Origin of the sequence: Micromonospora sp. NPDC002389, assembly GCF_040296095.1 — a bacterium.
GTDB lineage: Bacteria > Actinomycetota > Actinomycetes > Mycobacteriales > Micromonosporaceae > Micromonospora.
This window is the reverse complement of record NZ_JBEOWP010000009.1, coordinates 14,766-39,940: the sequence shown is the minus strand read 5'-3', so window position 1 is coordinate 39,940 and position 25,175 is coordinate 14,766. Positions and strand designations below refer to the sequence as shown.

Here is a 25,175-nt window from a genome sequence, read left to right as displayed (position 1 = left end):
AAGGCGGCGCTGATGACCACGACTGTTTTCACTGATGCGACGCGGGCCCGGGCGCGGGAGATCATCGCCCGGTACCCGGCCGACCGGTCCCGCTCGGCCCTGCTGCCCCTGCTGCACCTGGTGCAGTCCGAGGAGGGTTACGTCTCCCCGGCCGGAGTGGCGTTCTGCGCCGAGGTGCTCGGCCTGAACAAGGCCCAGGTCGGCGCGGTGGCCAGCTTCTACACCATGTACAAGCGCCGCCCCACCGGTGACTGGCTGGTCAGCGTCTGCACCAACACCATGTGCAACGTCCTGGGCGGGCAGGAGGTCTACGACGCCCTCACCGAGCACCTGGGTGTCGGGCACGACGAGACCACCGAGGACGGCTCGATCACCCTCGAACACGCCGAGTGCCTGGCCGCCTGTGACTACGGCCCAGTGATGACGGTCAACTACGACTTCTTCGACGGGGTCGACCCGCAGAGCGCGGTCGGTCTGGTCGACGAGCTGCGCGCCGGTGGGCGGCCCACGCCGAGCCGAGGTGCCCGCCTCTGCACGCTCAAGGAGATGGCGGTGCAGCTCGCCGGCTTCGCCGACGAGCGCGAGGGCGCGGTCGCCGACGGCGTACCGGGTGAGCCGAGCCTGCGTGGCCTGCGACTGGCCGAGCAGCACGGCATCTCGGTGCCGGGCTTCGACCCGAACACCCCGATCCGCAGCGCCAAGGCCGGTGACAAGCCGGCCCCGGCCACCCCGGCCAAGGCCGCGCCGACCGGCACCACGGCACCCGACGTACCCGCGCCGGACCGCAAGTCGCCGCAGGTGCGTACCGCAGAGACCCGGCAGCCGGACGCCCAGACGGCCGTGCCGGACGCACCCGGCACCAAGGTGCCGGTCGACGGGGCGGCGCCCACGTCGAGCGACGCCCGGGCGGCGGAGGCCGCCGGTGCGGCGGCCAACCGGCCCGCCAGTGACGGCAAGCCTGCCGGCGACGACGCCGAGGCTCAGGAGCGCAACCTCAGCGAGGCGGAGTCGTCCGGCGGTGGCCAGGGCTCCGCGAACGACAAGGGGGCTCAGAAGTGACCACGCCTCGGCCGGAGATCCTGGCCAAGCTGACGCCGGTACTCACCAAGCGCTGGCTGTCGCCGGACGCCTGGCGGATCGGCACCTACGAGAAGCTCGACGGGTACGCCGCGCTGCGCAAGGCGCTCAAGGCGCACCCGGACGACCTGATCCAGCTCGTCAAGGACTCCGGGCTGCGCGGTCGTGGCGGCGCCGGCTTCCCGACCGGGCTCAAGTGGGGCTTCATCCCGCAGGGCGACGGCAAGCCGCACTACCTCGTGGTCAACGCCGACGAGGGCGAGCCGGGCACCTGCAAGGACCTGCCGCTGATGACGCACGACCCGCACTCGCTGGTCGAGGGCGTGATCATCGCGTCGTACGCGATCCGGGCCAGCAGGGCCTACATCTACATCCGGGGCGAGGCCGTGCACGCGGCGCGTCGGCTGCGCAACGCGGTGAACGAGGCATACGCCAAGGGCTACCTCGGGCGCGACATCCTCGGTTCCGGGTTCGACCTGGACCTGGTGGTGCACTCGGGCGCCGGTGCGTACATCTGCGGCGAGGAGACGGCGCTGCTGGACTCGCTGGAGGGCTTCCGGGGCCAGCCCCGGCTGCGCCCGCCGTTCCCGGCGACCCACGGCCTGTACGCCAGCCCCACCGTGGTCAACAACGTCGGCACCATCGCGAGCGTGCCGTACGTCGTGCTCGGTGGTGCCGAGTGGTGGAAGACCATGGGCACGGAGAAGTCCTCCGGGCCGATGATCTATTCGCTCTCCGGCCGGATCGCCAACCCCGGCCAGTTCGAGTGCTCGATGGGCATCACGCTGCGCGAGCTGCTGGAGCTGGCCGGTGGGATGCAGCCGGGACACAACCTCAAGTTCTGGACGCCGGGTGGCTCGTCCACCCCGCTGCTCACCGCCGAGCACCTGGACGTGCCGCTGGACTTCGAGGGGGTGGCCGGCGCCGGATCGATCCTCGGCACCACGGCCACGCAGATCTTCTCCGACCAGGACTGCCCGGTCTACGCGACCTACCGCTGGCTGGAGTTCTATCACCACGAGTCGTGCGGCAAGTGCACCCCGTGCCGGGAGGGCAACTACTGGATGGTCCGGGTCTACCGGCGCATCCTGGCCGGCCAGGGCACCCACGACGACCTGGACACCCTGCTCGACACCTGCGACAACATCCTCGGCCGCTCGTTCTGCGGTCTGGGTGACGGTGCCACCAGCTCGGTGACCTCGTCCCTGAAGTACTTCAAGCAGGACTACCTCGACTACATCGAGGGACGGACCGCGCCGAAGTTGTCCGACAAGCAGTTGGTGGGAGCCCACTAATGACGGACGTTGCCAAGTCGACCGAGACGGTCACGCTGACCATCGACGGCGTCGAGGTCACCGCCCCGAAGGGGGCGCTGCTGATCCGCGTCGCCGAGCAGATCGGCACGGAGATCCCCCGCTTCTGCGACCACCCGCTGCTGGCGCCCGCCGGTGCCTGCCGCCAGTGCCTCGTCGAGGTGGAGGGGCAGCGCAAGCCGGTCGCCTCCTGCACGCAGACGGTGGCCGAGGGCATGGTCGTCCGTACCCAGCTCAGCTCCCCGGTCGCCAAGAAGGCGCAGGAGGGGATCATGGAGCTGCTCCTGGTCAACCACCCCCTCGACTGCCCGATGTGCGACAAGGGCGGCGAGTGCCCGCTGCAGAACCAGGCGATGTCGACCGGCCGTACCGACTCGCGGTTCCACGAGCACAAGCGGGAGTACCCGAAGCCGCTGCCGATCAGCACGCAGGTGCTGCTCGACCGTGAGCGGTGCGTGCTCTGCCAGCGCTGCACCCGGTTCTCCGAGGAGATCGCCGGTGACAAGTTCATCGACCTGATGAACCGGTCGTCCGCCGAGGAGATCAACATCTACCGGGACGAGGAGTACGGCGGTGGAGCGGAAGCGGACAGTGCCGACCCCGCCGGCTTGGCCTCCGCTGGCGCTCCGGCCGGCGCCGGCGATGTCCCGTTCAACTCGTACTTCTCCGGCAACACCGTGCAGATCTGCCCGGTCGGCGCGCTGACCGGTACCCAGTACCGTTTCCGTGCCCGCCCGTTCGACCTGGTCTCCAGCCCGAGCGTCTGCGAGCACTGCTCGGCGGGCTGCGCCCAGCGCACCGACTGGCGTCGGGGCAAGGTGATGCGCCGGCTGGCCGGCGACGACCCGCAGGTCAACGAGGAGTGGAACTGCGACAAGGGCCGGTGGGGCTTCCAGTACGCCCGCGCCACCGACCGGCTGACCACTCCGCTGGTCCGCGACGAGCGCACCGGTGAGCTGCGCGAGGCGTCCTGGAGCGAGGCGCTCAGCGTCGCCGCCGAGGGGCTGCGTGCCGCTCGGGACGGCGGTCAGGGTTCGGCGGTGCTCACCGGCGGTCGGCTGACCGTCGAGGACGCCTACGCGTACGCGAAGTTCGCCCGGATCGCGCTGCACACCAACGACATCGACTTCCGGGCCCGCCCGGCCTCCCGCGAGGAGGCCGACTTCCTGGCCAGCAACGTCGCCGGCAGCACCGACGTCACCTACACCGACGTCGAGAACGCTCCCGCGGTGGTGCTGGTCGGCCTGGAGCCGGAGGAGGAGTGCCCGATCCTCTTCCTGCGGATGCGCAAGGCGTACCTCAAGAACAAGCTCAAGGTGTACGCGATCGCGCCGTTCGCCACCCGCGGCCTGGAGAAGCTCGGTGCCAAGCTGGCCCGGGTGGTGCCGGGTGAGGAGGCCGGGGTGCTCGCCGAGCACGCCACGGTCGCCGAGGCGCTGAGCGCTCCGGGCGCGATCCTGATCGTCGGCGAGCGACTGGCCTCGGTGCCCGGCGGGCTCTCCGCCGCCGCCGAGGTGGCCGCGCGTACCGGCGCGAAGCTGGTCTGGGTGCCGCGGCGCGCCGGCGACCGGGGCGCCGTCGACACCGGTTGCCTGCCCAACCTGCTGCCCGGTGGCCGGATGGTCACCGAGCCGACCGCGCGGGCCGAACTGGGCGAGGCGTGGGACATCCCGGCCGGGGTGATCCCGAGCCAGGCCGGACGGGACACCGACGGCATCCTCGCCGCCGCCGCAGCGGGCCAGCTCGGCGCGCTGGTGGTGGCCGGCGTCGACCCGGCCGACCTGGCCGACCCGCGCCTGGCCGAGCAGGCCCTCGACGCGGTGCCGTTCCTGGTCAGCCTGGAGCTGCGGGCCAGCGCGGTGACCCGACGGGCGAACGTCGTCCTGCCGGTCGCCCCGGTGGTCGAGAAGGCCGGCAGCTTCCTGGACTGGGAGGGTCGGCTGCGTCCGTTCGACGCGGTCCTGAACACCGCCGCGATGACCGACGGTCGGGTGCTCGACGCGCTCGCCGCTCAGCTCGACGTGCGGCTGGGCACCGGCGACGTGCTCTCCGTACGCCGCGAGCTGGGCAGCCTGCCGACGACCCGGGTGGGTCGTCCGGCCGCCCCGAGTGTCGAGCCGGGCACCGTCCGGGACCTCGCGCCCGGCGAGGCGGTCCTGGCGACCTGGCACCAACTGCTCGACCTGGGCAGCCTCATCGACGGTGACGAGCACCTGGGCGGCACCGCCCGTCCGCCGGTGGTCCGGCTGGGCAAGGGCAGCGCGGAGGCGCTCGGCATCGCCGACGGCGACGCGGTGACGGTGGGTACCGACCGTGGGGCGCTGACCCTGCCGGCGGCCATCACCGAGATGCCGGACGGCGTGGTCTGGCTGCCCACCAACTCGCCCGGCTCGACGGTACGGCGCAGCCTGGGCGCGACCTCCGGTTCGGTGGTCCGGGTCTCCGCGCCCGGTACGGCCGAGCCGGTCGCCGCCGACGCGGCGGGTCGTTCGGGCCCGCTGCTCAACTCCTCCGGGGGTGACCAGTGAGTGCGAGGAGTGAACGAGCGCAGCGAGTGAGCCCCGCAGTCGGGAACGAAAGGTGGGCCCAGTGAGTCACCCGCTCCTCGCCCAGGCGCCGTCGCTGACCGACTTCGGTCACGACCCGTGGTGGCTGGTGCTTGGCAAGATCGTCTTTGCCTTCGTCGTCGCCCTGCTCGGCACGCTGCTGGGCGTCTGGTTCGAGCGGCGAGTGGTGGGGCGGATGGCGGTCCGGCCGGGCCCGAACCAGCTCGGCCCCTTCGGTCTGCTGCAGACGCTCGCCGACGGCCTGAAGATGGCCTTCAAGGAGGACATCCTCCCCAAGTCGGCAGACAAGGTCATCTACTTCTTCGCGCCGGCCATCTCGGTGATCTGCGCGGTGACCGCGCTGTCGGTGATCCCCTTCGGCCCGATGGTCAGCATCTTCGGCCACCAGACGCCGTTGCAGGTCACCGACGTGCCGGTGGCGGTGCTGGTGGTGCTCGCCTTCTCGTCGTTGGCGGTCTACGGCATCGTGCTCGCCGGTTGGGCCTCCGGCTCGACCTACCCGCTGCTCGGTGGTCTGCGGTCCACCGCCCAGCTCATCTCGTACGAGGTGTCGCTGGGGCTGTCCATCGTGGCGGTGTTCATGCTCGCCGGCACGATGTCCACCTCGGAGATCGTGGCCGCGCAGGGCACCGGCACGCAGGTGAACCTCTTCGGCTTCGACGTCCCGGCACCCGGCTGGTACGCGCTGCTGCTGTTCCCGAGCTTCATCGTCTTCTTCATCTCCATCGTCGGCGAGACGAACCGGCCGCCGTTCGACCTGCCGGAGGCGGAGTCGGAGCTGGTGGCCGGCTTCATGACCGAGTACAGCTCGCTGAAGTTCGCGCTGATCATGCTCAGCGAGTACGTGGCGATGGTGACCATGTCGGCCTTCACCGTCACCCTCTTCCTGGGCGGTTGGTACGCGCCGTGGCCGATCAGCCTCTGGTCGGGCGCCAACTCCGGTTGGTGGCCGCTGCTCTGGTTCTTCGGCAAGGTCATCCTGCTGGTGTTCGTCTTCGTCTGGCTGCGGGGCACGCTGCCCCGGCTGCGCTACGACCAGCTCATGCGGCTCGGCTGGAAGGTGCTGATCCCGATCAGCCTGGTCTGGATCGTGGTCCTGGGCTGGTACCGCACGATCGGCGACTGGGACACCACGGGTCGCCTGTGGGCCATCGGCATCCCGGCCGGGATCGTGCTGCTCGCCGCGATGTTCTGGCCGAGCCGCAAGCCGCAGCCGAAGCCAACCGTCGCCGAGCAGGTCGAGAACCGGCCGCAGGGCAGCTTCCCGCTGCCGCCAATGGATCTGCAGGTACCCCCGAGCCCGCGTACCCGGCGCATGGTCGCCGAGCGGGAGCCGGCCAACGTTCCCGCCGGCCAGGACTCTGAGGAGGTGTGACGTGGGCGCGATCACCGGAACGTTCAAGGGCTTCGGGGTCACCTTCTCGCACATGTTCAAGAAGGTCGTCACCACCGACTACCCCTTCACCCCGCCGAAGCCGGCGCCGCGCTACCACGGCCGGCACATCCTCAACCGGCACCCGGACGGCCTGGAGAAGTGCATCGGCTGCGAGCTGTGCGCCTGGGCCTGCCCGGCGGACGCCATCTTCGTCGAGGGTGGCGACAACACCGACGAGCAGCGCTTCTCGCCGGGTGAGCGGTACGCCAGCAACTACCAGATCAACTACGCCCGCTGCATCTTCTGCGGGCTGTGCATCGAGGCGTGCCCGACCCGCTCGTTGACCATGAGCAACGAGTACGAGCTGGCCCGGGACAACCGGCAGGACCTGATCTTCACCAAGGAGCAGCTGCTCGCGCCGCTGCTGCCGGGGATGGAGCAGCCGCCGCACCCGATGCGTCTGGGCGACAGCGAGAAGGACTACTACATCGGCAGCCTGACCAACCCGGGCACCTCGGCCGGCGCCGAGCGCTCGCCGATGGGGCCGGGGCGGTACCAGCTGGACGAGCACCCGGGCGTCACCTTCCCCGGTGCCGAGCAGGCCGCCCAGCGTGCCGCGGCGGACAAGGGAGAGACGGAATGACCACCTCGACGGTGCTCGCCGCGGGTGCGGTCTCCGGCGGCGAGGCGGTGGCCTTCTGGATCCTCGCCCCGCTCGCGCTGGCCGGCGCGATCGGCATGGTCGCGGCACGCAACGCGGTGCACTCGGCGCTCTGGCTGGTGCTCACCATGCTCAGCCTGGGCGTGTTCTATGTGCTCCAGGCCGGACCGTTCATCGGCATGGTGCAGATCATCGTCTACACCGGCGCGATCATGATGCTCTTCCTGTTCGTGCTGATGTTGGTCGGCCGGGACGCCTCGGACTCACTGATCGAAGTGCTGCGGGGTCAGCGGATCGCCGCGATCGGGCTCGGCGTCGGCTTCGCCGCCCTGCTCGGCAGCGGGGTCTACCGGGCCACCCAGGGCACCGTCGCGGTGGGTCTGGAGGAGGCCAACGCGGGCGGCAACGTGGAGGGCATCGCCCGGTTGCTCTTCACCGACTACATCTTCGCCTTCGAGCTCACCGCCGCGCTGCTGATCACCGCCACCATCGGCGGCATGATCCTGGCGCACATCGAGCGGCGCAAGGAGGACAAGCGCGACCAGGTGGCCACCATGAAGGCCCGCTTCGCGCCGGGCAACTACCCCGGTCCGAAGCCCGGCCCGGGTGTCTTCGCCACCTCCTCGTCGGTGGCCACCCCGGCGCGCCTGCCGGACGGCCGGCTGAGCGACCGGAGCACGCCGGACATCCTTCCGGTGCGTGAGCTGGCCGCCGAGGAGACCACCCTGAAGGGCACTGAGAAGTGAGTGCGAGGAGTGAGCTTGCGAGCCCCGCAGTCGCGAACGGAAGGCCGGTCCGGTGAGTGACTTCTTCTCCGTCGAACCGAACTACTACCTCGTCCTCGCCGCGGTGCTGTTCACCATCGGCGCGGCCGGGGTGCTGGTCCGGCGCAACGCGATCGTGCTGTTCATGTGCGTCGAGCTGATGCTCAACGCGGCCAACCTGGCGCTGGTCACCTTCAGCCGGATGAACGGTGACCTGAACGGCCAGATCATGGCGTTCTTCGTGATGGTGGTGGCGGCGGCCGAGGTCGTGGTCGGGTTGGCCATCATCATGGCGATCTTCCGCACCCGGCGCTCCGCCAGCGTCGACGACGCCAACCTGTTGAAGTACTAGAGGGGCCCACCGGTGGACGAAATTGTGACGTACGCCCAGGCTGCTCCGGCCGAGACCGTCTCGTACGCGACGGCTGACGGGCTGCTGAGCAGCGTCTGGCTGCTGGTGGCGATCCCGCTGGTCAGCGCGATGGTCCTGCTGCTGCTCGGCCGGCGCGCCGACCGGTGGGGGCACTGGCTCGGCGTGGCCGCCGTGGGTGCCGCCTTCCTGCTCGGCCTGACCTACTTCTTCAACCTGCGCGGGTTGGAGAACAAGTCCGTCGAGCTCAGCCTCTGGGACTTCATCGCGGTCGGCAACCTCAACGTCGACTTCGGCCTGCTCTTCGATCCGCTGGCCGGGGTCTTCGTCCTGCTGATCACCGGCGTGGGCTTCCTGATCCACCTGTACGCGGTCGAGTACATGGCGCACGACCCGGGTCGTCGGCGGTTCTTCGCCTACTTCAACCTGTTCGTCGCGGCCATGCTGCTGCTGGTCCTCGGCAACAACTACGTGATGCTCTACTTCGGCTGGGAGGGCGTCGGTCTGGCGTCGTACCTGCTGATCTCCTTCTGGAACACCAAGCCGGCCGCGGCCACCGCCGGCAAGAAGGCGTTCCTGATGAACCGGGTCGGCGACGCCGGTCTGGCCATCGCCATCTTCATCATGTTCGCCACCCTGGGCACCACCCAGTACGACGAGGTGTTCAACGGGGTCGGCGCACTGGCCGGCAGCACCGTGCTGGTGCTCGGCGTACTCCTGCTGCTCGGCGCGGCCGGCAAGTCCGGTCAGTTCCCGCTCCAGGCGTGGTTGCCGGACGCGATGGAGGGCCCGACCCCGGTGTCGGCGCTCATCCACGCCGCGACGATGGTCACCGCCGGCGTCTACCTGATCGCCCGCTCCAACATCATCTTCTCGGCCAACGCCACGCTGCAGTTGGTGGTGGTCAGCGTGGGTGCGCTGACGCTGCTGATCGGCGCGATCATCGGCTGCGCCAAGGACGACATCAAGCGGGTGCTGGCCTGGTCGACGGTGAGCCAGATCGGCTACATGTTCCTCGGTGTCGGCCTGGGCGGCGCGGCGTACGCGCTGGCCATCGTGCACCTGCTGGCGCACGGCTTCTTCAAGGCCAACATGTTCCTCGGCGCCGGCTCGGTCATGCACGGCATGTCCGACCAGGTGGACATCCGCCGCTTCGGCGGCCTGTCGAAGTACATGAAGATCACCTGGATCACCTTCGGCGCGGGCTGGCTGGCCATCATCGGCATGTTCCCGTTCTCCGGCTACTTCTCGAAGGAGCCGATCATCGCCGCCGCCTTCGAGCGGGACGACTGGACGGCCTGGCTGTTCGGCGGGGCCGCGGTGCTCGGTGCCGCGCTGACCGCGTTCTACATGACGCGGCTGTTCGTGCTGACCTTCCACGGCCCGAAGCGCTGGACCACGGACATCGAGCACCCGCACGAGTCCCCGCCGCTGATGACCATCCCGCTGATCCTGCTCGGCATCGGCTCGATCGGTGCGGGTTGGCTGCTGGCCACCTCCGTACCGGACTGGCTGACCGCCACCGCCGGTCTCGGCGCGGCCGAGGCGCACCACGACGCGGTGCTGCCGCACTGGGCGATCGTGGTGCTGTCGCTGGGTGTCACCGTGCTCGGTGCCGCGCTGGCCTGGTTCCTGTTCCGCAACGGCACGGCCAACGAGCCGCAGCCAGCCGGTGTGCTGGTCACCGCCGCCCGCAAGAACCTCTACACCGACGCGGTGAACGAGGCGGTCTTCGAGAAGCCCGGCATCTTCCTCACCCGGGCGCTCGTCTACCTGGACAACCGGGGCATCGACGGGCTGGTCAACGGGCTGGCGGCCGGTGTCGGCGGTGGTTCGGGTCGACTGCGGCGGCTGCAGACCGGCTTCGTCCGGTCGTACGCCACCTCGATCCTCGCCGGGGCGCTGCTGATCGTGGGCGCGTTCCTTGCCGTGCAGGCGGGGTGGTTCGCGTGATCGACCTCAAGAGGCCGACGGTCTCGCAGGCGGCCGTCGTCGGCGGACCGCGCATCGACGACGGAGGTAAGGCCGCATAATGTCCGACTTCCCGTTCCTCTCGGTGCTCACCGTGGCGCCGCTGGTCGGCGCCGTGGTGGTCGCCCTCCTGCCGCGCAGCCGGCCGACGCTGGCCAAGCAGGTCGCGTTCGGTTGGTCGCTGCTGGTGCTGGCGCTCTCCGTGGTCATGTGGGTGACCTGGCAGGTCGACGGCGACCGGTTCCAGTTCCGCGAGTCGTACCCGTGGATCCCGAACTGGGGCGTCAACTTCACCTTCGCCGCCGACGGCATCGCGCTGGTCATGCTGATGCTGATCGCGGTGCTGGTGCCGCTGGTGATCCTGGCGTCCTGGCACGACGCCGAGTCGTCGAAGCGGTCGGTGCCGGTCTACTTCGCGCTGCTGCTCGTCCTCGAATGCACGATGATCGGCGTCTTCGCCGCCGCCGACGTCTTCCTGTTCTATGTGTTCTTCGAGGTCATGCTGGTGCCGATGTACTTCCTCATCGGCAGCTACGGCGGTCACCAGCGCCAGTACGCGGCCGTCAAGTTCTTCCTCTACTCGTTGGTCGGCGGCCTGTTCATGCTGGCCGCGGTGATCGGCCTCTGGGTCGTCGGCGGGAAGACCTTCGACTGGGTGGCGCTGTCCCAGGTGGACATCTCCACCGGTGCCGAGCGCTGGCTCTTCCTCGGCTTCTTCATCGCCTTCGCGATCAAGGCACCGTTCTTCCCCTTCCACACCTGGCTGCCGGACGCCGGTGGCGCGGCCCCCGCCGGTGCCGCCGCGCTGCTCGTCGGGGTGCTGGACAAGGTCGGCACCTTCGGCATCATCCGGTACGGCCTGCCGCTGTTCCCGGACGCCGCCCAGTGGTTCGCGCCGTGGGCGATGGGCCTCGCGGTGATCGGCATCATCTACGCCGCACTGCTTGCGGTGGGGCAGAACGACCTCAAGCGGCTGGTGTCGTACACGTCGATCGCGCACTTCGGTTTCATCGGTGTGGGCCTGTTCGCCTTCACCACCCAGGCCGGCACCGGTGCGGTGCTCTACATGGTGAACCACGGGCTCGCCACCGGCCTGCTCTTCCTGGTGGTCGGCATGTTGGTCGCGCGCCGGGGCTCGGCGCTGGTCAGCGACTTCGGTGGTGCCGGCAAGCTGGTGCCGGTGCTGGCCGGGGTGCTGTTCTTCGCCGGTCTCGCCTCGCTGGCGCTGCCCGGCACCGCACCGTTCGTCTCCGAGTTCCTGGTGCTGATCGGCACCTTCACGGTGAACAAGCCGGTCGCGGTGATCGCCACGCTGGGCATCATCCTGGCCGCCGCGTACGTGCTGTGGATGGTGCAGCGGACCACTCAGGGCACGCTCAATCCGGCGCTGACTCAGATCGACGCGATGAAGCGCGACCTCAACCTGCGCGAGAAGTTTGTGGTCGCCCCGCTGATCGCGCTGATCGTGGTGCTCGGCTTCTACCCGAAGCCGGTCACCGACGTGATCAACCCGGCGGTGCAGGCGACCATGGAGGACGTCGGTCGGACCGATCCGGCCCCGACGGCAGGCAACGTCCAGGAGGCCAGCCGGTGAGCGCGAGGAGTGAGCTCGCGAGCCCCGCAGTCGCGAACGAAAGCGGCTCCGTGAGCGCGAGGAGTGAGCTCGCGAGCCCCGCAGTCGCGAACGAAGGCCAGCCGGTGAGCGCAAAAGACAGCGCAGTCGCGAACGAAAGGTTGACTCGGTGAACGAGTTCGTACTGCCGCCGATCGACTACGCGGCACTCGCGCCGATCCTGATCATGATGGGCGCGGCGGTGCTGGGGGTGCTGGTCGAGGCTTTCGTGCCGCGCCGGCTGCGGCACCCCGTCCAGCTCCCACTGGCCCTGCTGGCGGTGCTCGCCGCGCTGACCATGGTGGTGTTCAACGCCGACAAGCGGGTGATCACCATCGGGGTGATCGCGATCGACGGGCCCACGCTGTTCCTCCAGGGCGCGATCCTGGCCCTGGCCGGCGTGGCGCTGCTGCTGATGGGCGAGCGGTCGGTGGAGCGGGGCGGCGCGTTCGTCGCCCAGGCCGCGATCACCGCCGACTCGCCGGACGACCGGCGGCAGGCGGCCAACTCCGGTGGTGCCGGTGAGGTCTACCCGCTGACCACGTTCGCCATCGGCGGCATGCTGATCTTCGTGGCGGCGAACGACCTGCTGACCATGTTCATCGCGCTCGAGGTCTTCTCGCTGCCGCTCTACCTGCTCTGCGCGCTGGCCCGTCGCCGGCGGATCCTGAGCCAGGAAGCGGCGATGAAGTACTTCCTGCTCGGCGCGTACGCCTCGGCGTTCTTCCTGTTCGGCCTGGCGCTGCTCTACGGCTTCAGCGCCGGTCTGGGCGACCGTCAGGCGGGCGTGGACTTCGCCACGCTCAACGCCGCCGTGGTCAACTCGACGGCCAGCCCGGTGCTGCTCTTCGCCGGTATGGCCCTGGTCGCCATCGGCCTGCTCTTCAAGGCCGCCGCCGCGCCGTTCCACGTCTGGACGCCCGACGTCTACCAGGGCGCACCGACCCCGGTGACCGGCTTCATGGCCGCCTGCACGAAGGTCGCCGCGTTCGGCGCCCTGCTGCGGGTGTTCCACGTCGCCTTCGAGGGCGCACGGTGGGACTTCACCCCGGTGCTCGGCACGGTGGCGGTGCTCACCATGCTGGTCGGCGCGGTGCTCGCGGTCACCCAGACCGACATCAAGCGGCTGCTGGCGTACTCCTCCATCGCCAACGCCGGTTACCTGCTGGTCGGCGTGCTGGCCCCGGGCCGGGAGGGTCTTTCCGGCACGATGTTCTATCTGGTGGCGTACGGCTTCACCGTGCTGGCCGCGTTCGCCGTGGTGACCCTGGTCCGGGATGCCGACGGGGAGGCCACCCACCTGTCCCGCTGGGCCGGGCTGGGCCGCCGCTCGCCGGGGTACGCCTCGGTGTTCACCTTCATCCTGCTCGCCTTCGCGGGTATCCCGCTGACCAGCGGCTTCACCAGCAAGTTCGCCGTATTCGCGCCGGCTCTCGACGGTGGTCAGGTGTGGCTGGTGATCGCCGGTGTGCTGACCAGCATGGTGCTCGCCTTCCCGTACCTGCGGGTCGTGGTGATGATGTGGCTCTCCGAGCCGGGTGACTCGACCCCGACCGTCACGGTGCCGGGTGCGATGACCTCGGCGGCGCTGGTGATCGGCGTACTCGCGACCCTGGTCCTCGGTGTCGCACCGGCCCCGCTGCTCGATCTGGCCACCGGCGCTGCGGACTTCATCCGCTAGCGGCGTCACCTTCCGTTTCGGGGGCCGGTCCACGGGTGTGGGCCGGCCCCCGCCGCGCCTCCCCGGTCCGCTGCAGGTAGAGCCCGTGTGGCATGGTGGAGTAGTGGTGATTAGGGGTGGTGAGCGTTCAGGTGTCACCGGCTCCGGTGGCCGCCGGAGCCGGCACGCGGGCCAGTTCGGCCCGCTCGGTCTGCATCTGGCCGACCCACACACCGAGGCATCCGTGCTGGGCCTGCTGGAGACCATCGAGGTCGAGCTGCGGGCCAGCGTGGCCAGCGCCGATCCGTTCGTGACCGAGGCCGCCCGGCACCTGGTGGAGGCGGGCGGGAAGCGTTTCCGGCCGCTGCTGGTGGCCCTGGGCGCCCAGTTCGGCGAGCCGGCTCGGCCGGAGGTCGTCTCGGCCGCCGTGGTGGTGGAGTTGACCCACCTGGCCACGCTCTACCACGACGACGTGATGGACGAGGCCGCGGTGCGCCGGGGAGCGCCGAGCGCCAACTCCCGCTGGACGAACTCGGTCGCCATCCTGGTCGGTGACTACCTCTTCGCGCGGGCCGCGGACGTCGCCGCCGAGCTGGGTCCCGAAGCGGTACGCCTCCAGGCGCGTACCTTCGCCCGCCTGGTGCACGGCCAGATCGCCGAGACGGTCGGCCCCCGGGCCGACGCCGACCCGGTGCAGCACTACCTGGACGTGATCGCAGAGAAGACCGGTTCGCTGATCGCCACCAGCGCCCACTTCGGCGCGCTGTTCAGCGGCACCGCCCCGGAGCACGTGTCGGCACTGGCCGGGTACGGCGAGATCATCGGTGTCGCCTTCCAGCTCTCCGACGACCTGTTGGACATCGCCAGCGACTCGGAGGAGTCCGGCAAGACGCCCGGCACCGACCTGCGGGAGGGTGTGCCGACCCTGCCGGTGCTCTACGCCCTCGCCTCCGACGACGCGGACGCCGCCTCGGTCCGGCTGCGGGAGATCCTCGCCACCGGCCCGCTGACCGACGACGCCCTGCACGCCGAGGCGCTCGGGCTGCTCCGGGAGAGCCCCGCGCTCAAGCGGGCCCGGGAGACGGTCCGCAGCTACGCCGAGGACGCTCGCGCCCGCCTCGCGCCGCTGCCGGACGTGCCGGCGCGTCGCGCCCTCGAATCGCTCTGCGACCACATCGCCGACCGCACGAGCTGACCAACCCTTTGCAGCGCCCCACCGACGCCCTCGACCGGGTGTGCGGTCAGGCTGACGCGGGCCGGGCGGAGAGCAGCCGGGTCGCGGTGAGCATGAGACCGGCTGCGGTGAGCATGGCGGCGGCTGCGGTGAGCCACATCGCCGGGTAGCCGGCGGCGGCCGCGAGCGGTCCCAGGGCCAGCGGGCCGAGGCAGCCGCCCGCGTACACGCCGGTCTGGGTGATGGAGGTGGCGGCGGCCGGTGCCTGGGGGTGCAGCCGGACCACGGCGAAGTTCATCAGCCCCGGCCAGGACCAGCCCAGGCCGAAGCCGAGCAGGACACCGACCACCAGCGCCCCGGAGCCGGCCACCGCGAGCAGGCCCAGGCCCACCGCGCCGACCGCCAGCAGGCCGGCGATCACGGTGACGTGCCCGCCGGAGCGGCGGTCGGCCAGCCAGCCGATACCGATCCGCGCGGCGACGCAGACCGCGCTGCCGAGGGTCAGCATGAGTCCGGCGAGGGCGGGGCCGTGACCCCGGTCCACGGAGGCGTCCACCAGGAAGGTGCCCAGCGCGTTCGCCGCGCCCGCCGCGAGCGTCGCGGCCACGCCGATCACCACCAGACCGACGGTCGCGTTCCCGGCCGGCCGGTTCGATCGGTGGACCGGTTGCGGTCCGTGTGAGGGTACGAGCGGCAGCGTGGCCAGCGCGGCACCGGCGGCGGCCACGAACGCCCACCGCCAGCCGACGGTGAGCGCGAGCGTGGGTACCGCCGCGCCGGCCAGCAGGGTGGAGACCGGGATGGCCGCCTGCTTGACGCCGAAGGACAGGCCCTGTCGCCGCGTCGGTACGTGCCGGGCCAGCAGCAGGTTGCTGGAGAGTTGACCCAGCGCGTTCGCGGTGCCGGCCACGGCCAGCAGGACGAGCAGCATCGAGTACGAGCGGGCCAGCACCGCCACGGCGAGCAGCGAGCCGGCGGAGATCAGGATGCCGACCCGGGCGACCACGCCACCGCCCCAGCGTTCCACGAGTGCGCCGGAGGGGACCGAGGCGAGTGCGCCGATGCCGAAGTAGACGGCCACGGCGATGCCCAGCCCGGCCGGGTTGAAGCCCAACTCCTCGCGCATCTGCACGGCGAGGCCGCCGACCAGGAAGACCGGCAGGACACAGGCGATGGTGACGGCCACGGCGGTGGTGGCGGCCCGGACGGGTCGGGTGGCGGTCTCCGGGGCGCGGGGCGGGGCGGTGTGGGTCATGGTGGGGCCAACCTACGCCTGCCGCATTCCGGCGACGGAAAGTGCGGTCAGCATCACATCGGGTATCCGACGAACGGTGATCCTCCACCCGATCAGGCGTTTCGCGCCGGGCTCCTTTTTCATATGGTGTAAGTCCCCGGTGGCGGAGGTGGTTGTGCGTGACCCCCTGGCGGAACCTTCGGACCTGATCCGAAGCGTCTCCCGCGCACTTCGAGTGCTCGAGTCGGTCGGCCGTGCCCCGCGGGGGCTGACGGTGAAGCAGATCGCCCGGCGATGTGAGCTGACCGTGGCCACGACGTACCACCTGGTCCGCACACTCGCGTACGAGGGTTACGTGATCCGCCGGGAGGACGGCACGTACATCGTGGGGCTGGAGGTGGCCGACCGCTACCGCGAGTTGGTCGCCGCGTTCCGGGGCTCGCCCGCAGTGGGGGAGAACCTGCGTCGGGCGGCCATCGAGACCGGGTGGAGCCACTACCTCGGCCGCTTCGTGGGCGGCCAGGTCGCCATCACCGCCGTCGCGGAGGGGAACCGCTCGCCGTACCTGGAGGATCTCGTCCCCGGGTTCGACGAGGGCGCGCACGCGACCGCGCTCGGTAAGGCGCTGCTCGCCACGCTCACCGCCGAGCAGCGGCACCGCTATCTGCGGGAGTACGGCATGCGGCCGTTCACCAGCGCCACCCTGACCACCCCGGAGGCGTTCGAGGCCGATCTGGCGGCCGGTGAGCGGCGCGGTATGCAGCTCGAACTGGGTCAGTTCCGGCAGGGGGTGGCCTGCGCGGCCGTCCTGGTCACCCCGGACAAGGACATGGAACGGCGTACGGTGCTGGCCTGCGCGCTGCCGGCCAGCGAGATGATGACCTCCGCCCGGGTGGTCCGGACGAAGCTGATCGCCACCGCCCGCGCGATCGCCGAGTGCCTGGCTGCCGAGAACTGACCGGAGCCGACCGAGCCGCCGCCGAGAACCGAGCCGCCGAGGGCTGATCCGCGAGGGCTGACCCGGGCGCGAGACGGCCCCCTTCCTGGTGGGAAGAGGGCCGTCGGGAAGCGGCCGGCGCGAAGCCGGGGCGGGGTCAGCTACCGACCGGTCCGCCGTCCAGCCGCCAGGTCACCACCACGCCGGGTTTGGCGTAGTCGCCGTCCGGCCAGGTGGAGGCCGGGTTGTCGACCGATGCACCGGTGACCTCGCCCGGGTGTTGCACGGCGACGAAGAGCGAGCGGTTGTCGCCGGTGATGAACGGCCCGCAGGTCTCCGCGCCACGCGGCACGGTGAGGAACTGCTTGAGGTGACCCCGCTCCGGCCCTTCGGTCGGCGTGGCGAAGAGGCCGTCGTTGCTGCCCAGGGCGTTGCCGTCGGTGGAGATCCAGAGGTTGCCGGTGGCGTCGAAGGCCACGTTGTCCGGGCAGGAGATCGGCGACACCTTGGTCTTGTCGTACCCGGAGAAGTAGGTCGACGGGTCCGCCGGGTCGCCGCAGACGATCGGTAGCGACCAGGTGAACGTCTCGGCGGTGTTGTCGCCCCGGTGCTCGACCAGCTCCAGGATCTGCCCGTGCCGGTTGTTGCTGCGCGGGTTGGCCTCGTCCGGCCCGGGGTTGCTGCCGACACCCCGGTTGGTGTTGTTGGTCAGCGCCACATAGACCTTGCCGGTGAGCAGGCTCGGCTCGACGTCCTCCGGGCGGTCCATCTTGGTCGCGCCGACCTTGTCACCGGCGAAGCGGGTGAAGGTGAGCACCTCGGCGGCGGTCATCCCGTCCACGAAGGAACGGTTGCCGCTGACCAGCTTGATCCAGCGGCCCGTGCCGTCGAAGGCGCCGTCCGAGGGCAGCCGGCCGGACCCGTCGATCTCGTCGGCGCTGGTCTGGTCGAGCCGGGCGACATAGAGTGTGCCGGACTCCAGCAGCGTCAGGTTGTGCTTGCGGGCGACCCAGGAGTTGCCCTTCATGAACGTGCGGTCCGAGACGAACTTGTACAGGTAGTCGAAGCGCTCGTCGTCGCCCATGTACGCGACCACGTGCCCGCTGCGGGCCACGATGACGTTGGCGCCCTCGTGCTTGAAGCGGCCCAGCGCGGTGTGCTTGCGGGGGCGGCTGGCCGGGTCGTACGGGTCGATCTCCACGATCCAGCCGTGCCGGTTCGCCTCGTTCGGGTGTTTGGCCAGGTCGAAGCGGTCGGCGGCGCGGTCCCACTTGCGGTTGCCGCTGGGGTAGCGGGTGGTGGTGTTGATGCCGTACCGGGCCAACCGGGGCTTGTCCGCCGCCGGTGCGGCGTCGCCGCCGACGAAGTACTGGTTGAAGTTCTCCTCGCCGGAGAGCACCGTGCCCCACGGGGTCACCCCACCGGCGCAGTTGTTCAGCGTGCCGACGACCGTACGCCCCTTGGGGTCGGCGGCGGTCTTCACGAAGGCCGAGCCGGCGGCCGGACCGGTCAGCTCGAAGGTGCTGCTCAACGCGTCGACCCGCCGGTTGTACGGGCGGCGACCCGAGGTGACCGCACGCCACTGCCCGGTGCCGGCGACCCGCTCGATCTCCACCACCGACATGCCGTGCGCGGCCATCGACACCTTCACCTGCTCGACGGTGAGCGCGTCGAGGCTGGTGAAGCCGGGGAACATCAGGTCCTCGTTGGTGTACTCGTGGTTGACGACGAGCAGTGCCCGCCGCCCGCCCTTGTCCAGCGGCAGCACACCGACGAAGTCGTTGTTGTAGCCGAACTGGCGGGCCTGTGCGGCGGCGGTCTGCCGACGCAGGTCGAAGGCGGGTGCGCCGGGCAGCACCGGGTCGCCCCAGCGGATGACGACCGCGTGGTCGTAGCCGTTCGGCACCACGAAGGTGTCCAGCGTGTTCGGCGGGATCGACGAGAAGGTCAGCGCCCCGCTGCCGACGCCCCGGCCGCCGGCGGCGAAGGTGGTGGTCTCGGGCACCACCGGGGAGCCCGGTGCCGCTGCGGCGGCACCGCCGCCGGCCAGCGCACCGGCGCCACCGCCGAAGCCGAGTACCAGCGCGCCGACCGCCCCGGCGCGGACCAGGCCACGGCGGGAGACCTCGGCGTCGACCAGGTCGCCGAAGTAGGCGTTGTCGGAGGTGTTGGGCACCGGGTGGTCGCAGGCGTTGCCGCAGCGGTAGAGACAGGTCATGGCGTCGCGGCTGCCGTGGCGGGGAGTGCCCAGCAGCGGGAGCAGCCGGGGACGGTCGCTCATGGGAGGAGCCTCCTGAGGGTCACGGGCGCCGGTGCAGCTCACCGACGAGTACCCGCCGGACGCTAGGAGGGCGTGGTGAGCGGTGGTCGGCGTCGATGTGAACCGGCGATGAACTCCCCCGTCGGGAATCCCAGGTCGCGCAGGCGGTGAACTGTTCGGCGTGACCGCACGTATCCCTGGTCGTAACGCCGCGCCCGCTCGGTCGAGAGCGAGGAGAGGACCATCAGCGACCACGACGCCCACCTGCTGCGCGCCCTGCACGACGAGCATGCCGAGGCGCTGTACGCGCACGCGTTGCGGCTGGTCAACGGCGACCGGCAGCGCGCCGAGGACCTGGTGCAGGAGACGCTGCTGCGGGCCTGGCGACACCCGGAGTCACTGGACCCGCGGCGCGGTTCGGTCCGCGCCTGGTTGTTCACCACCGCACGCAACCTCGCCATCGACGCCTGGCGGCGACGGTCGACCCGGGTCGGCGAGGTCTACACCGACGAGCTGCCCGAGCCCAGCGAGGTCGTCGACGAGACGGAACGCGCCGTGGAGGCGTGGACCGTGGCGGAGGCGCTCAACCGGCTCAGCCCGTCCCACCGGGACGTCCTCGTCGAGTGCTTCTACCAGGGCCGTTCGGTGTCCGAGGCCGCCTCCCGGCTCGGGGTGCCGCCGGGCACCGTGAAGTCCCGTACCCACTACGCGCTGCGCTCACTACGGTTGGTGCTGGCGGAGATGGGGGTGACCGGATGAGCCGCTGCGACTACGCCTTCGACGACGGCGCGTACGTGCTGGGTGCCCTCTCGCCCGCCGACCGGGCCGCGTACGAACGTCACCTCGTCGGCTGCCACGACTGCCAGCAGTCGGTCTCCGAGATCGCCGTGCTGCCCGGCCTGCTCGGTCGGCTGGACCCGTCCAGCCTGGAGCAGTTCCTCCCACCGCCGGAGAATCCCCGGGTGCCCGAGCTGCTCAACGCCGCGCGGGACCGCCGGCGTCGGGAGCGGCAGGCCAACCGGCTGCGGTACGCGGTCACCGGCCTCGCGGCGGCGGCGTTCGCCCTGCTGGTCGGCTTCGGCGTGGCGACGATGCTGCCGAGCGAGCAGCCGGGCCGGCCACCGCTGGCACAGGTGCGCCTGGTCGCGATGGAGCCGGTGACCGGGTCGGTGCCGGTGCACGCCGAGATCGGCCTGCGGCACACCGACTGGGGCACCGAGGTGACCATGCACTGCGGGTACGACGAGGACACCGGATACGCCAAGGCGCACGCCTTCCGGCTGGTGGCGTACGGGCCGGACGGCGCGGAGGAGCAGATCGGCTCGTGGCGCGCCGCGCCCGGCGACGACCTGCGGATCACCGGTGCGACCCGGTTCACCAACGCCGAACTGGTCCGGCTGGAGCTCATCCGCGCCGACGGCACCCCCGTGCTGGCCTACGACGTCCGCTGAGGCGGTGGCGTCGGTCAGCGTGGGCGGGCGGTCAACCTGGGGCAGACCGGTCAGCGTGGGGCGGGCACCGCTGCCGCCGCGCTGACCTCGCTGTCCGGGCGCGAGCGGCGGTTGCGCCGGGCGTGCCGGAGCGCGTCGGCGGTGAAGACGATCAGCGCGAGCCAGACCAGCCCGAAACCGACCAGGCGGGCCGGCGGCATCGGCTCGTGGAAGATCAGCACACCGCAGGCCAGTTGGAGGATCGGCGCCACGTACTGGAGCATGCCCAGGGCAGTCAGCGGCAGCCGGTTCGCGGCACCCGCGAAGAGCAGCAGCGGGATGGCGGTCAACGCGCCGGCCAGCACCAGCAGCAACGCGTGCCCGACCGAGACCCGTCCGAACGTGGCGTCGCCGGTGGTCGCGAGCCAGCCGAGGAACGCCAGCGCCGGGAGGGCCAGCACGGCGGACTCGACGAAGAGGCCCTCCGCCGCGGGCAGCCCCAGCCGCTTCTTCACCAGGCTGTACCCGCCGAACGTGAAGGCCAGCGTCAACGCGAGGTACGGCAGCCGGCCGTAGTCGACGGTGAGTACGGCCACCGCCAGCGCGCCGACCCCGAGCGCCGCCCACTGCGCCGGGCGCAGCCGCTCCCGCAGCACCAGGACGCCGAGCAGCACCACCACCAGCGGGTTGATGAAGTACCCGAGGGCGGTCTCCACCACCCGGTCGGAGTTCACGCCGTAGATGTAGGTGAACCAGTTCACCGCGATCAGGGCGGCGGCGGCACCGACCCCGGCCAGGGCGCGCGGCCGACGCAGCAGGGAACGGATGAACCCGATGTTGCGCATCACGGCGAGCAGCAGGGCGACGAACGCCACCGACCAGATGACCCGGTGAGCCAGGATCTCCAGCGGCCCGGTCGGACGCAGCAGCTTGAAGTACAGCGGGAAGAACCCCCACAGCAGGTACGCGGCCAGGCCGTAGAGGTATCCGAGGCGGAGCGGTGTCACGTGTTCACCGTAAGGGGCGGATCGCCCTGCGGATCCTTGCTGGTGAGCGGCGTCACGTTCGGCTCGCGGCGATCGAACTCCATCCACCGGTCCGCGCGTACGACGGTGAAGCCGAGTTTGGCGTACACCCCGTGCGCGTCGTTGGTGGCGAGCAGGATCCGGCGTACGCCCAACTCGGCGAGATGGTCGCGGACGGCGCCGGCCAGCCAGGTGCCCAACCCGTGTCCGCGCTCGGCCCGGTCCACGTAGACGTCGCAGAGATAGCCGAAGGTGGCCCGATCCGTGATCACCCGGGCGACGGCGACCTGTCGGCCGTCCGCCGGGCGGTACACGCCGAAGCCGAGCGAGCCGGCGAACGCCGCACCCACCGTCGCGCGGTCCCGCCCGAGCGCCCAGTACGCGTCGGTGGAGAGCCAGGTGTGCACCAGATCCAGGTCGAGCAGATCGGGCGAGGTGCTGATCGTGTAGCCGTCGTGACGGGTCCGGGTGAACATCCTCGGGATCCTAGGACCCGACCATTCACCCTTCGTGAGCCGGGCGGTCACCGTCGGTGTCGGCGGTGACCGCCCGGCGGACGGCCGGTCGGGCGGTCGACGAGGCGAGCCGCCCCGTTCGAGGGTCAGTCGCGGTCGAGGATGGCGCCGAGGATCCAGGTGACGATGCCGACGAAGAGCGCACCCAGCACCGCGGCGGGCCAGAAGCCGTCCACATCGAAGGGCAGCCCCACCTGGTCGGCGATCCAGCCGGTGAGCAGGAACAGCAGACCGTTGACCACCAGTGCGATCAGACCGAGGGTGAGCAGGTAGAAGCCGCACCCGACGGTCTTGATGATCGGCTGGAGCACCCCGTTCACCACGCCGAAGATGACCGCGACGAGGACCAGCGTCAACACCGTCTCACCGAACGAGTCGGTGTTCAGGGAGATGCCGGGGATGATCACAGTGGCCAGCCAGAAGGCCACCGCCGTGGCGCCGACCCGGATCAGTAGACCTTTCAGAAAACCCATGGCGGGCATGGTGTCATGGCCTGCGTACCGGCGAAACCCGCGAGATCAACTCCGCCGGGGCCTCAGGGGTGCCCCGATGAGCTGCGCCTCGATCGGTGTGACGGCCAGCAGCGCCCAGCGCAGGGCTCGCCGGTTGACCAGCGCCACCATGCCGGGCCGACTGCGCGCCAGCCACTGCGCGGCGTCGCCGAGGCCCAGCGCGCCGCCCGCGACCGCCGATTCGGCCCGGCTCATCGGCGACAGCACCGCCAGGTCGGCGCGGGCCAGCGCGTCCGCGTCGGCCGAGGTCAGCTCGTCGCGTACCAGCAGGGTGGTCTGCCAGGGGGCACCCGGGCGCGGGCCCGGAGGCGGTGGCGGCGCGTCCCGCACCACGAGCAGCGGGGAGAGCGGGGTCGCCGGCGGCAGCTCCGCCGGACGGTCCGGTGACACCAGCGGGACCGTCCGGCCGGGTACGCCGACACCCCGCACGAAGGGTTCCCAGGCGTGTGGTCGGGTCGTCTGGACCACCACCCGGGCCCCGAGCGCCATCGCCCGCACGGCGACCAACTGGGCGGTGGGCACCCCGCCGACGAGCATCACCCGGGTGCTCTCCGGCCGGAACAGCCGGACGGCGACGGGTCCACCCTCTCGGTTGGTGCCGAGCATCAACCCGGTCGAGCCGTACGGCAGCGTCGACTCCGGGTCGTCCGCGCCGGGCGGTGTCGACGGGGCCCGGCGACGCGTGACCGGCTGACCCGGCAGCGCCAGCGGGAGCGTGCCGGCGAAGCCGTCCAGGTGCGCGCCGTCGTTGCGGACGAGCACCCCACCGGCGCTCGCCACGACCTGCTCCAGCGCTCGACCGGCGGCGGTCAGCTCGGCCGGCGTCGCCGCGCTCAGACGTACGGTCAGCTCGGTCCGGCCCGGTGCCTCGGTGTCGGCGTGCAGCGACACCGTGGTGGCGGTCACCGGCAGCGCGGACAGTCGGGGCACCAGCCGACCCACCGGCTCCGTCGGCCAGCGCCGCAGCGTGAAGGTGCTCTGGAGCAACCCGCCGCACCGGACGCCCTGCCAGGTCTCCCGAGGCGCGCGGCCGTCGTGGTGCGCGAGCTCGGCGAGCATGCGCAGGGTCGCCTGTGCGCCGAGCGGACGCACGGGCAGGGGCCGGAGCCGCCGCACCACCCGGCGCACGGTGCCGGCGAGCGCCCGCCGCAGCGCCTCCTCGGGCCAGCCCGCCACCCGCACCGCGCGCACGGCCAGCACCGCGCGCTCTCCACCGGCCAGCCGTCCGTCGGTGAGCTGTCGGTACGAGGTGGCCACCGGTCCGCCGCCGGCCGCGACCGCCGGTGCCGCCGTGACGGTGAGCAGGAGTTGCACGCGTACCGGCGGCATGTCGGCGGTGCGGGCCGGCAGCAGGGCGGTGGGCGGCGGCAACGCGCGGACGCCCGCGCCGAGCAGGTCGCCGACGTCGCCGACGTCGAGCAGGGCCACCAGGCCACCCGGGTCGTCGATGGCGGCGGCCGGGGATCCGGCCAACTCGACGGGTCGGACGACGGCGTCCGGGTCGACCAGGTCGAGCAGGGTCGTCGGGTGGTGCACCCGGCGGCGGGCCAGATAGCCCGTCCCGAGCCGTAGCCACTCGTGCAGCCACCGTCGACGTACCCGACCCCAGGCGCCGACCAGCAGCGCGCCGGCCAGCAGGGCGGCGGCGCTCGTCGGCAGCGTGCCCAGACCCGGCGCGGCGACGAGCAGCGCCGCCGCCACCTGCGTGGTGACGACCTGGCCGACCGTCGGCCGGTACGCGCACAGGCTCCACTGTGGACCATTTCGACCGTCGCCGGTGTCGGCGGGGGCGTCGACGGTACGGCGGGCAAGCGTGCCGGTGGTCGGCACTGCGGCCCGTCGATCGATCACACCCCGCGACGTCATCGACGCCCATCGTAGTAGCCCGCCCGGCTGCCGCATTGTCCACAGGGGAGCGCGGCGGGGTAGCAGAAACGCGATGGTGTCGCTACTGTCAGCGACGAGTTCTCGTTGGCCCGTCCCGTGTCGCGCACGCCCTCCGGCGGCGCGGGTGGTGTGTCCATGGGCCAGCCACGATCGAGAGACGAGGTGACGTCGGGGTGTCCTCCCAGACCCAGGCAGAGGCTGCGGTGATGCAACAGACCGCGGCGAAGTTCGAGCAGACGGACCAGTCGTTGCAGTCGATGCTCAGTGGACTGCTGGCCCAGCTGGCGATTCTCCAGCAGGCCTGGCGCGGGGCGGGCGGCCGGTCGTTCGAGCAGGTCAAGCAGCAGTGGGCGCAGGATCAGGCGAACCTGCAGCGGGCCCTTCGGGAGACCGCAGGCGCGATCCGCACCGCCGGCGCGAAGTACGACGCGTCGGACGCCGAGGCGGCCGGCCGGGTGTCCGCCACCAACCGGGGCGGCATCCAACTGCCGCTCTAGACCACGACCCAGGGGGAAGACTTCGGATGGAGAACGGTGTGCTGGTCGTCAACTTCGCCGCGCTGCAACAGGCCAGCGCGGACATCCAGCGGGCCTTGAACACGCTCGAATCGCAGCTCGGTCAGCTTGAGCAGGACGCCGCTCCGCTGGTCGCGAGTTGGTCCGGCGAGGCACAGCAGGCGTACGAGCAGCGTCAGGCCCGGTGGCGCAACGCCTCGCAGGACCTCCAGACGATGCTGCGCGACATCAAGGTGGCGGTGGACGAGTCCGCGACCGACTATCTCGACACCGAGAAGCGCAACGCCGGCCTGTTCCAGTGACGAGGGGCTGACGC

Annotated in this window: 22 protein-coding genes; 16 read left to right on the top strand and 6 right to left on the bottom strand. The window is 71.2% G+C overall.

From position 1 onward, the window contains the following. Positions 1-12: 12 nt before the first annotated feature. From nuoE to ABT008_RS18340, 11 genes are all read left to right on the top strand, one after another. Positions 13-1,059 carry an NADH-quinone oxidoreductase subunit NuoE gene (nuoE, locus tag ABT008_RS18390; RefSeq protein ID WP_350697426.1) on the top strand — a complete coding sequence of 349 codons (1,047 nt, stop codon included), beginning with the start codon at positions 13-15 and terminating at the stop codon, positions 1,057-1,059. Beyond that, positions 1,056-2,372, top strand: a complete 1,317-nt coding sequence (gene nuoF / locus ABT008_RS18385; RefSeq protein ID WP_350697425.1) for an NADH-quinone oxidoreductase subunit NuoF — start codon at positions 1,056-1,058, stop codon at positions 2,370-2,372. The genes nuoE and nuoF overlap by 4 nt, the downstream gene beginning before the upstream one ends. Beyond that, the gene (locus ABT008_RS18380; protein ID WP_350697424.1) at positions 2,372-4,918 is read left to right on the top strand and encodes an NADH-quinone oxidoreductase subunit G; all 2,547 of its coding nucleotides are present in this window, start codon (positions 2,372-2,374) and stop codon (positions 4,916-4,918) included. The genes nuoF and ABT008_RS18380 overlap by 1 nt, the downstream gene beginning before the upstream one ends. 61 nt (positions 4,919-4,979) lie before the next feature. Further along, a complete protein-coding gene (nuoH, locus tag ABT008_RS18375) occupies positions 4,980-6,332 on the top strand; it encodes an NADH-quinone oxidoreductase subunit NuoH (RefSeq protein ID WP_350697423.1) in 1,353 nt (450 codons plus the stop codon). Position 6,333: 1 nt separating this feature from the next. Beyond that, positions 6,334-6,975, top strand: coding sequence for an NADH-quinone oxidoreductase subunit NuoI (gene nuoI / locus ABT008_RS18370; RefSeq protein ID WP_350697422.1), 642 nt, complete (start codon positions 6,334-6,336; stop codon positions 6,973-6,975). Beyond that, positions 6,972-7,739 carry an NADH-quinone oxidoreductase subunit J gene (locus tag ABT008_RS18365; RefSeq protein WP_350697421.1) on the top strand — a complete coding sequence of 256 codons (768 nt, stop codon included), beginning with the start codon at positions 6,972-6,974 and terminating at the stop codon, positions 7,737-7,739. The genes nuoI and ABT008_RS18365 overlap by 4 nt, the downstream gene beginning before the upstream one ends. Before the next feature lie 52 nt (positions 7,740-7,791). Next, complete coding sequence (gene nuoK / locus ABT008_RS18360) at positions 7,792-8,109, top strand: NADH-quinone oxidoreductase subunit NuoK (protein ID WP_013731028.1); 318 nt, start codon at positions 7,792-7,794, stop codon at positions 8,107-8,109. 12 nt (positions 8,110-8,121) lie between these two features. Then, on the top strand, positions 8,122-10,080 hold the full coding sequence (nuoL, locus tag ABT008_RS18355) for an NADH-quinone oxidoreductase subunit L (protein ID WP_350697420.1): 1,959 nt from the start codon (positions 8,122-8,124) through the stop codon (positions 10,078-10,080). A gap of 79 nt (positions 10,081-10,159) precedes the next feature. Continuing rightward, the gene (locus ABT008_RS18350) at positions 10,160-11,692 is read left to right on the top strand and encodes an NADH-quinone oxidoreductase subunit M (protein WP_350697419.1); all 1,533 of its coding nucleotides are present in this window, start codon (positions 10,160-10,162) and stop codon (positions 11,690-11,692) included. A 148-nt stretch (positions 11,693-11,840) separates the two neighbouring features. Continuing rightward, positions 11,841-13,391, top strand: a complete 1,551-nt coding sequence (nuoN, locus tag ABT008_RS18345; protein ID WP_350697418.1) for an NADH-quinone oxidoreductase subunit NuoN — start codon at positions 11,841-11,843, stop codon at positions 13,389-13,391. Between the two features lie 103 nt (positions 13,392-13,494). Continuing rightward, entirely contained in the window at positions 13,495-14,565 is a 1,071-nt protein-coding gene (locus tag ABT008_RS18340; RefSeq protein WP_502890450.1) for a polyprenyl synthetase family protein, read from the top strand. 46 nt (positions 14,566-14,611) lie between these two features. Here ABT008_RS18340 and ABT008_RS18335 read toward each other — a convergent pair whose 3' ends face one another. After that, the gene (locus ABT008_RS18335) at positions 14,612-15,799 is read right to left on the bottom strand and encodes an MFS transporter (RefSeq protein WP_350697417.1); all 1,188 of its coding nucleotides are present in this window, start codon (positions 15,797-15,799) and stop codon (positions 14,612-14,614) included. A gap of 154 nt (positions 15,800-15,953) precedes the next feature. On the opposite strand from ABT008_RS18335, the gene ABT008_RS18330 reads away from it, so the two are divergent. Next, positions 15,954-16,736, top strand: coding sequence for an IclR family transcriptional regulator (locus ABT008_RS18330; protein ID WP_350697416.1), 783 nt, complete (start codon positions 15,954-15,956; stop codon positions 16,734-16,736). A 136-nt stretch (positions 16,737-16,872) separates the two neighbouring features. On the opposite strand, the gene ABT008_RS18325 is transcribed toward ABT008_RS18330, so the two are convergent. Beyond that, complete coding sequence (locus ABT008_RS18325; RefSeq protein ID WP_350697415.1) at positions 16,873-18,996, bottom strand: PhoX family protein; 2,124 nt, start codon at positions 18,994-18,996, stop codon at positions 16,873-16,875. 243 nt (positions 18,997-19,239) lie between these two features. Between ABT008_RS18325 and ABT008_RS18320 the strand changes: the two genes are divergently transcribed. Together ABT008_RS18320 and ABT008_RS18315 are read left to right on the top strand one after the other, a co-directional pair. Continuing rightward, entirely contained in the window at positions 19,240-19,734 is a 495-nt protein-coding gene (locus ABT008_RS18320) for a sigma-70 family RNA polymerase sigma factor (protein WP_233527450.1), read from the top strand. Continuing rightward, positions 19,731-20,426: an anti-sigma factor family protein gene (locus ABT008_RS18315; protein WP_350697414.1), complete on the top strand. Its 696-nt coding sequence runs from the start codon at positions 19,731-19,733 to the stop codon at positions 20,424-20,426. Before ABT008_RS18320 ends, ABT008_RS18315 begins: the two co-directional genes overlap by 4 nt. A gap of 50 nt (positions 20,427-20,476) precedes the next feature. Here the strand turns inward: ABT008_RS18315 and rarD are convergent, their stop codons facing one another. The 4 genes from rarD to ABT008_RS18295 form a co-directional block, all read right to left on the bottom strand. Next, a complete protein-coding gene (rarD, locus tag ABT008_RS18310; RefSeq protein ID WP_350697413.1) occupies positions 20,477-21,412 on the bottom strand; it encodes an EamA family transporter RarD in 936 nt (311 codons plus the stop codon). Beyond that, a complete protein-coding gene (locus ABT008_RS18305) occupies positions 21,409-21,906 on the bottom strand; it encodes a GNAT family N-acetyltransferase (protein ID WP_350697412.1) in 498 nt (165 codons plus the stop codon). The genes rarD and ABT008_RS18305 overlap by 4 nt, the downstream gene beginning before the upstream one ends. Before the next feature lie 125 nt (positions 21,907-22,031). Then, entirely contained in the window at positions 22,032-22,418 is a 387-nt protein-coding gene (locus ABT008_RS18300) for a phage holin family protein (RefSeq protein ID WP_350697411.1), read from the bottom strand. Positions 22,419-22,463: 45 nt separating this feature from the next. Then, the gene (locus ABT008_RS18295; protein WP_350697410.1) at positions 22,464-24,323 is read right to left on the bottom strand and encodes a type VII secretion protein EccE; all 1,860 of its coding nucleotides are present in this window, start codon (positions 24,321-24,323) and stop codon (positions 22,464-22,466) included. 194 nt (positions 24,324-24,517) lie between these two features. Here ABT008_RS18295 and ABT008_RS18290 point away from each other — a divergent pair, with 194 nt between their 5' ends. Continuing rightward, positions 24,518-24,841, top strand: a complete 324-nt coding sequence (locus ABT008_RS18290) for a WXG100 family type VII secretion target (protein WP_350697409.1) — start codon at positions 24,518-24,520, stop codon at positions 24,839-24,841. A 26-nt stretch (positions 24,842-24,867) separates the two neighbouring features. After that, the gene (locus ABT008_RS18285; RefSeq protein WP_350697408.1) at positions 24,868-25,161 is read left to right on the top strand and encodes a WXG100 family type VII secretion target; all 294 of its coding nucleotides are present in this window, start codon (positions 24,868-24,870) and stop codon (positions 25,159-25,161) included. Positions 25,162-25,175 lie beyond the last annotated feature (14 nt).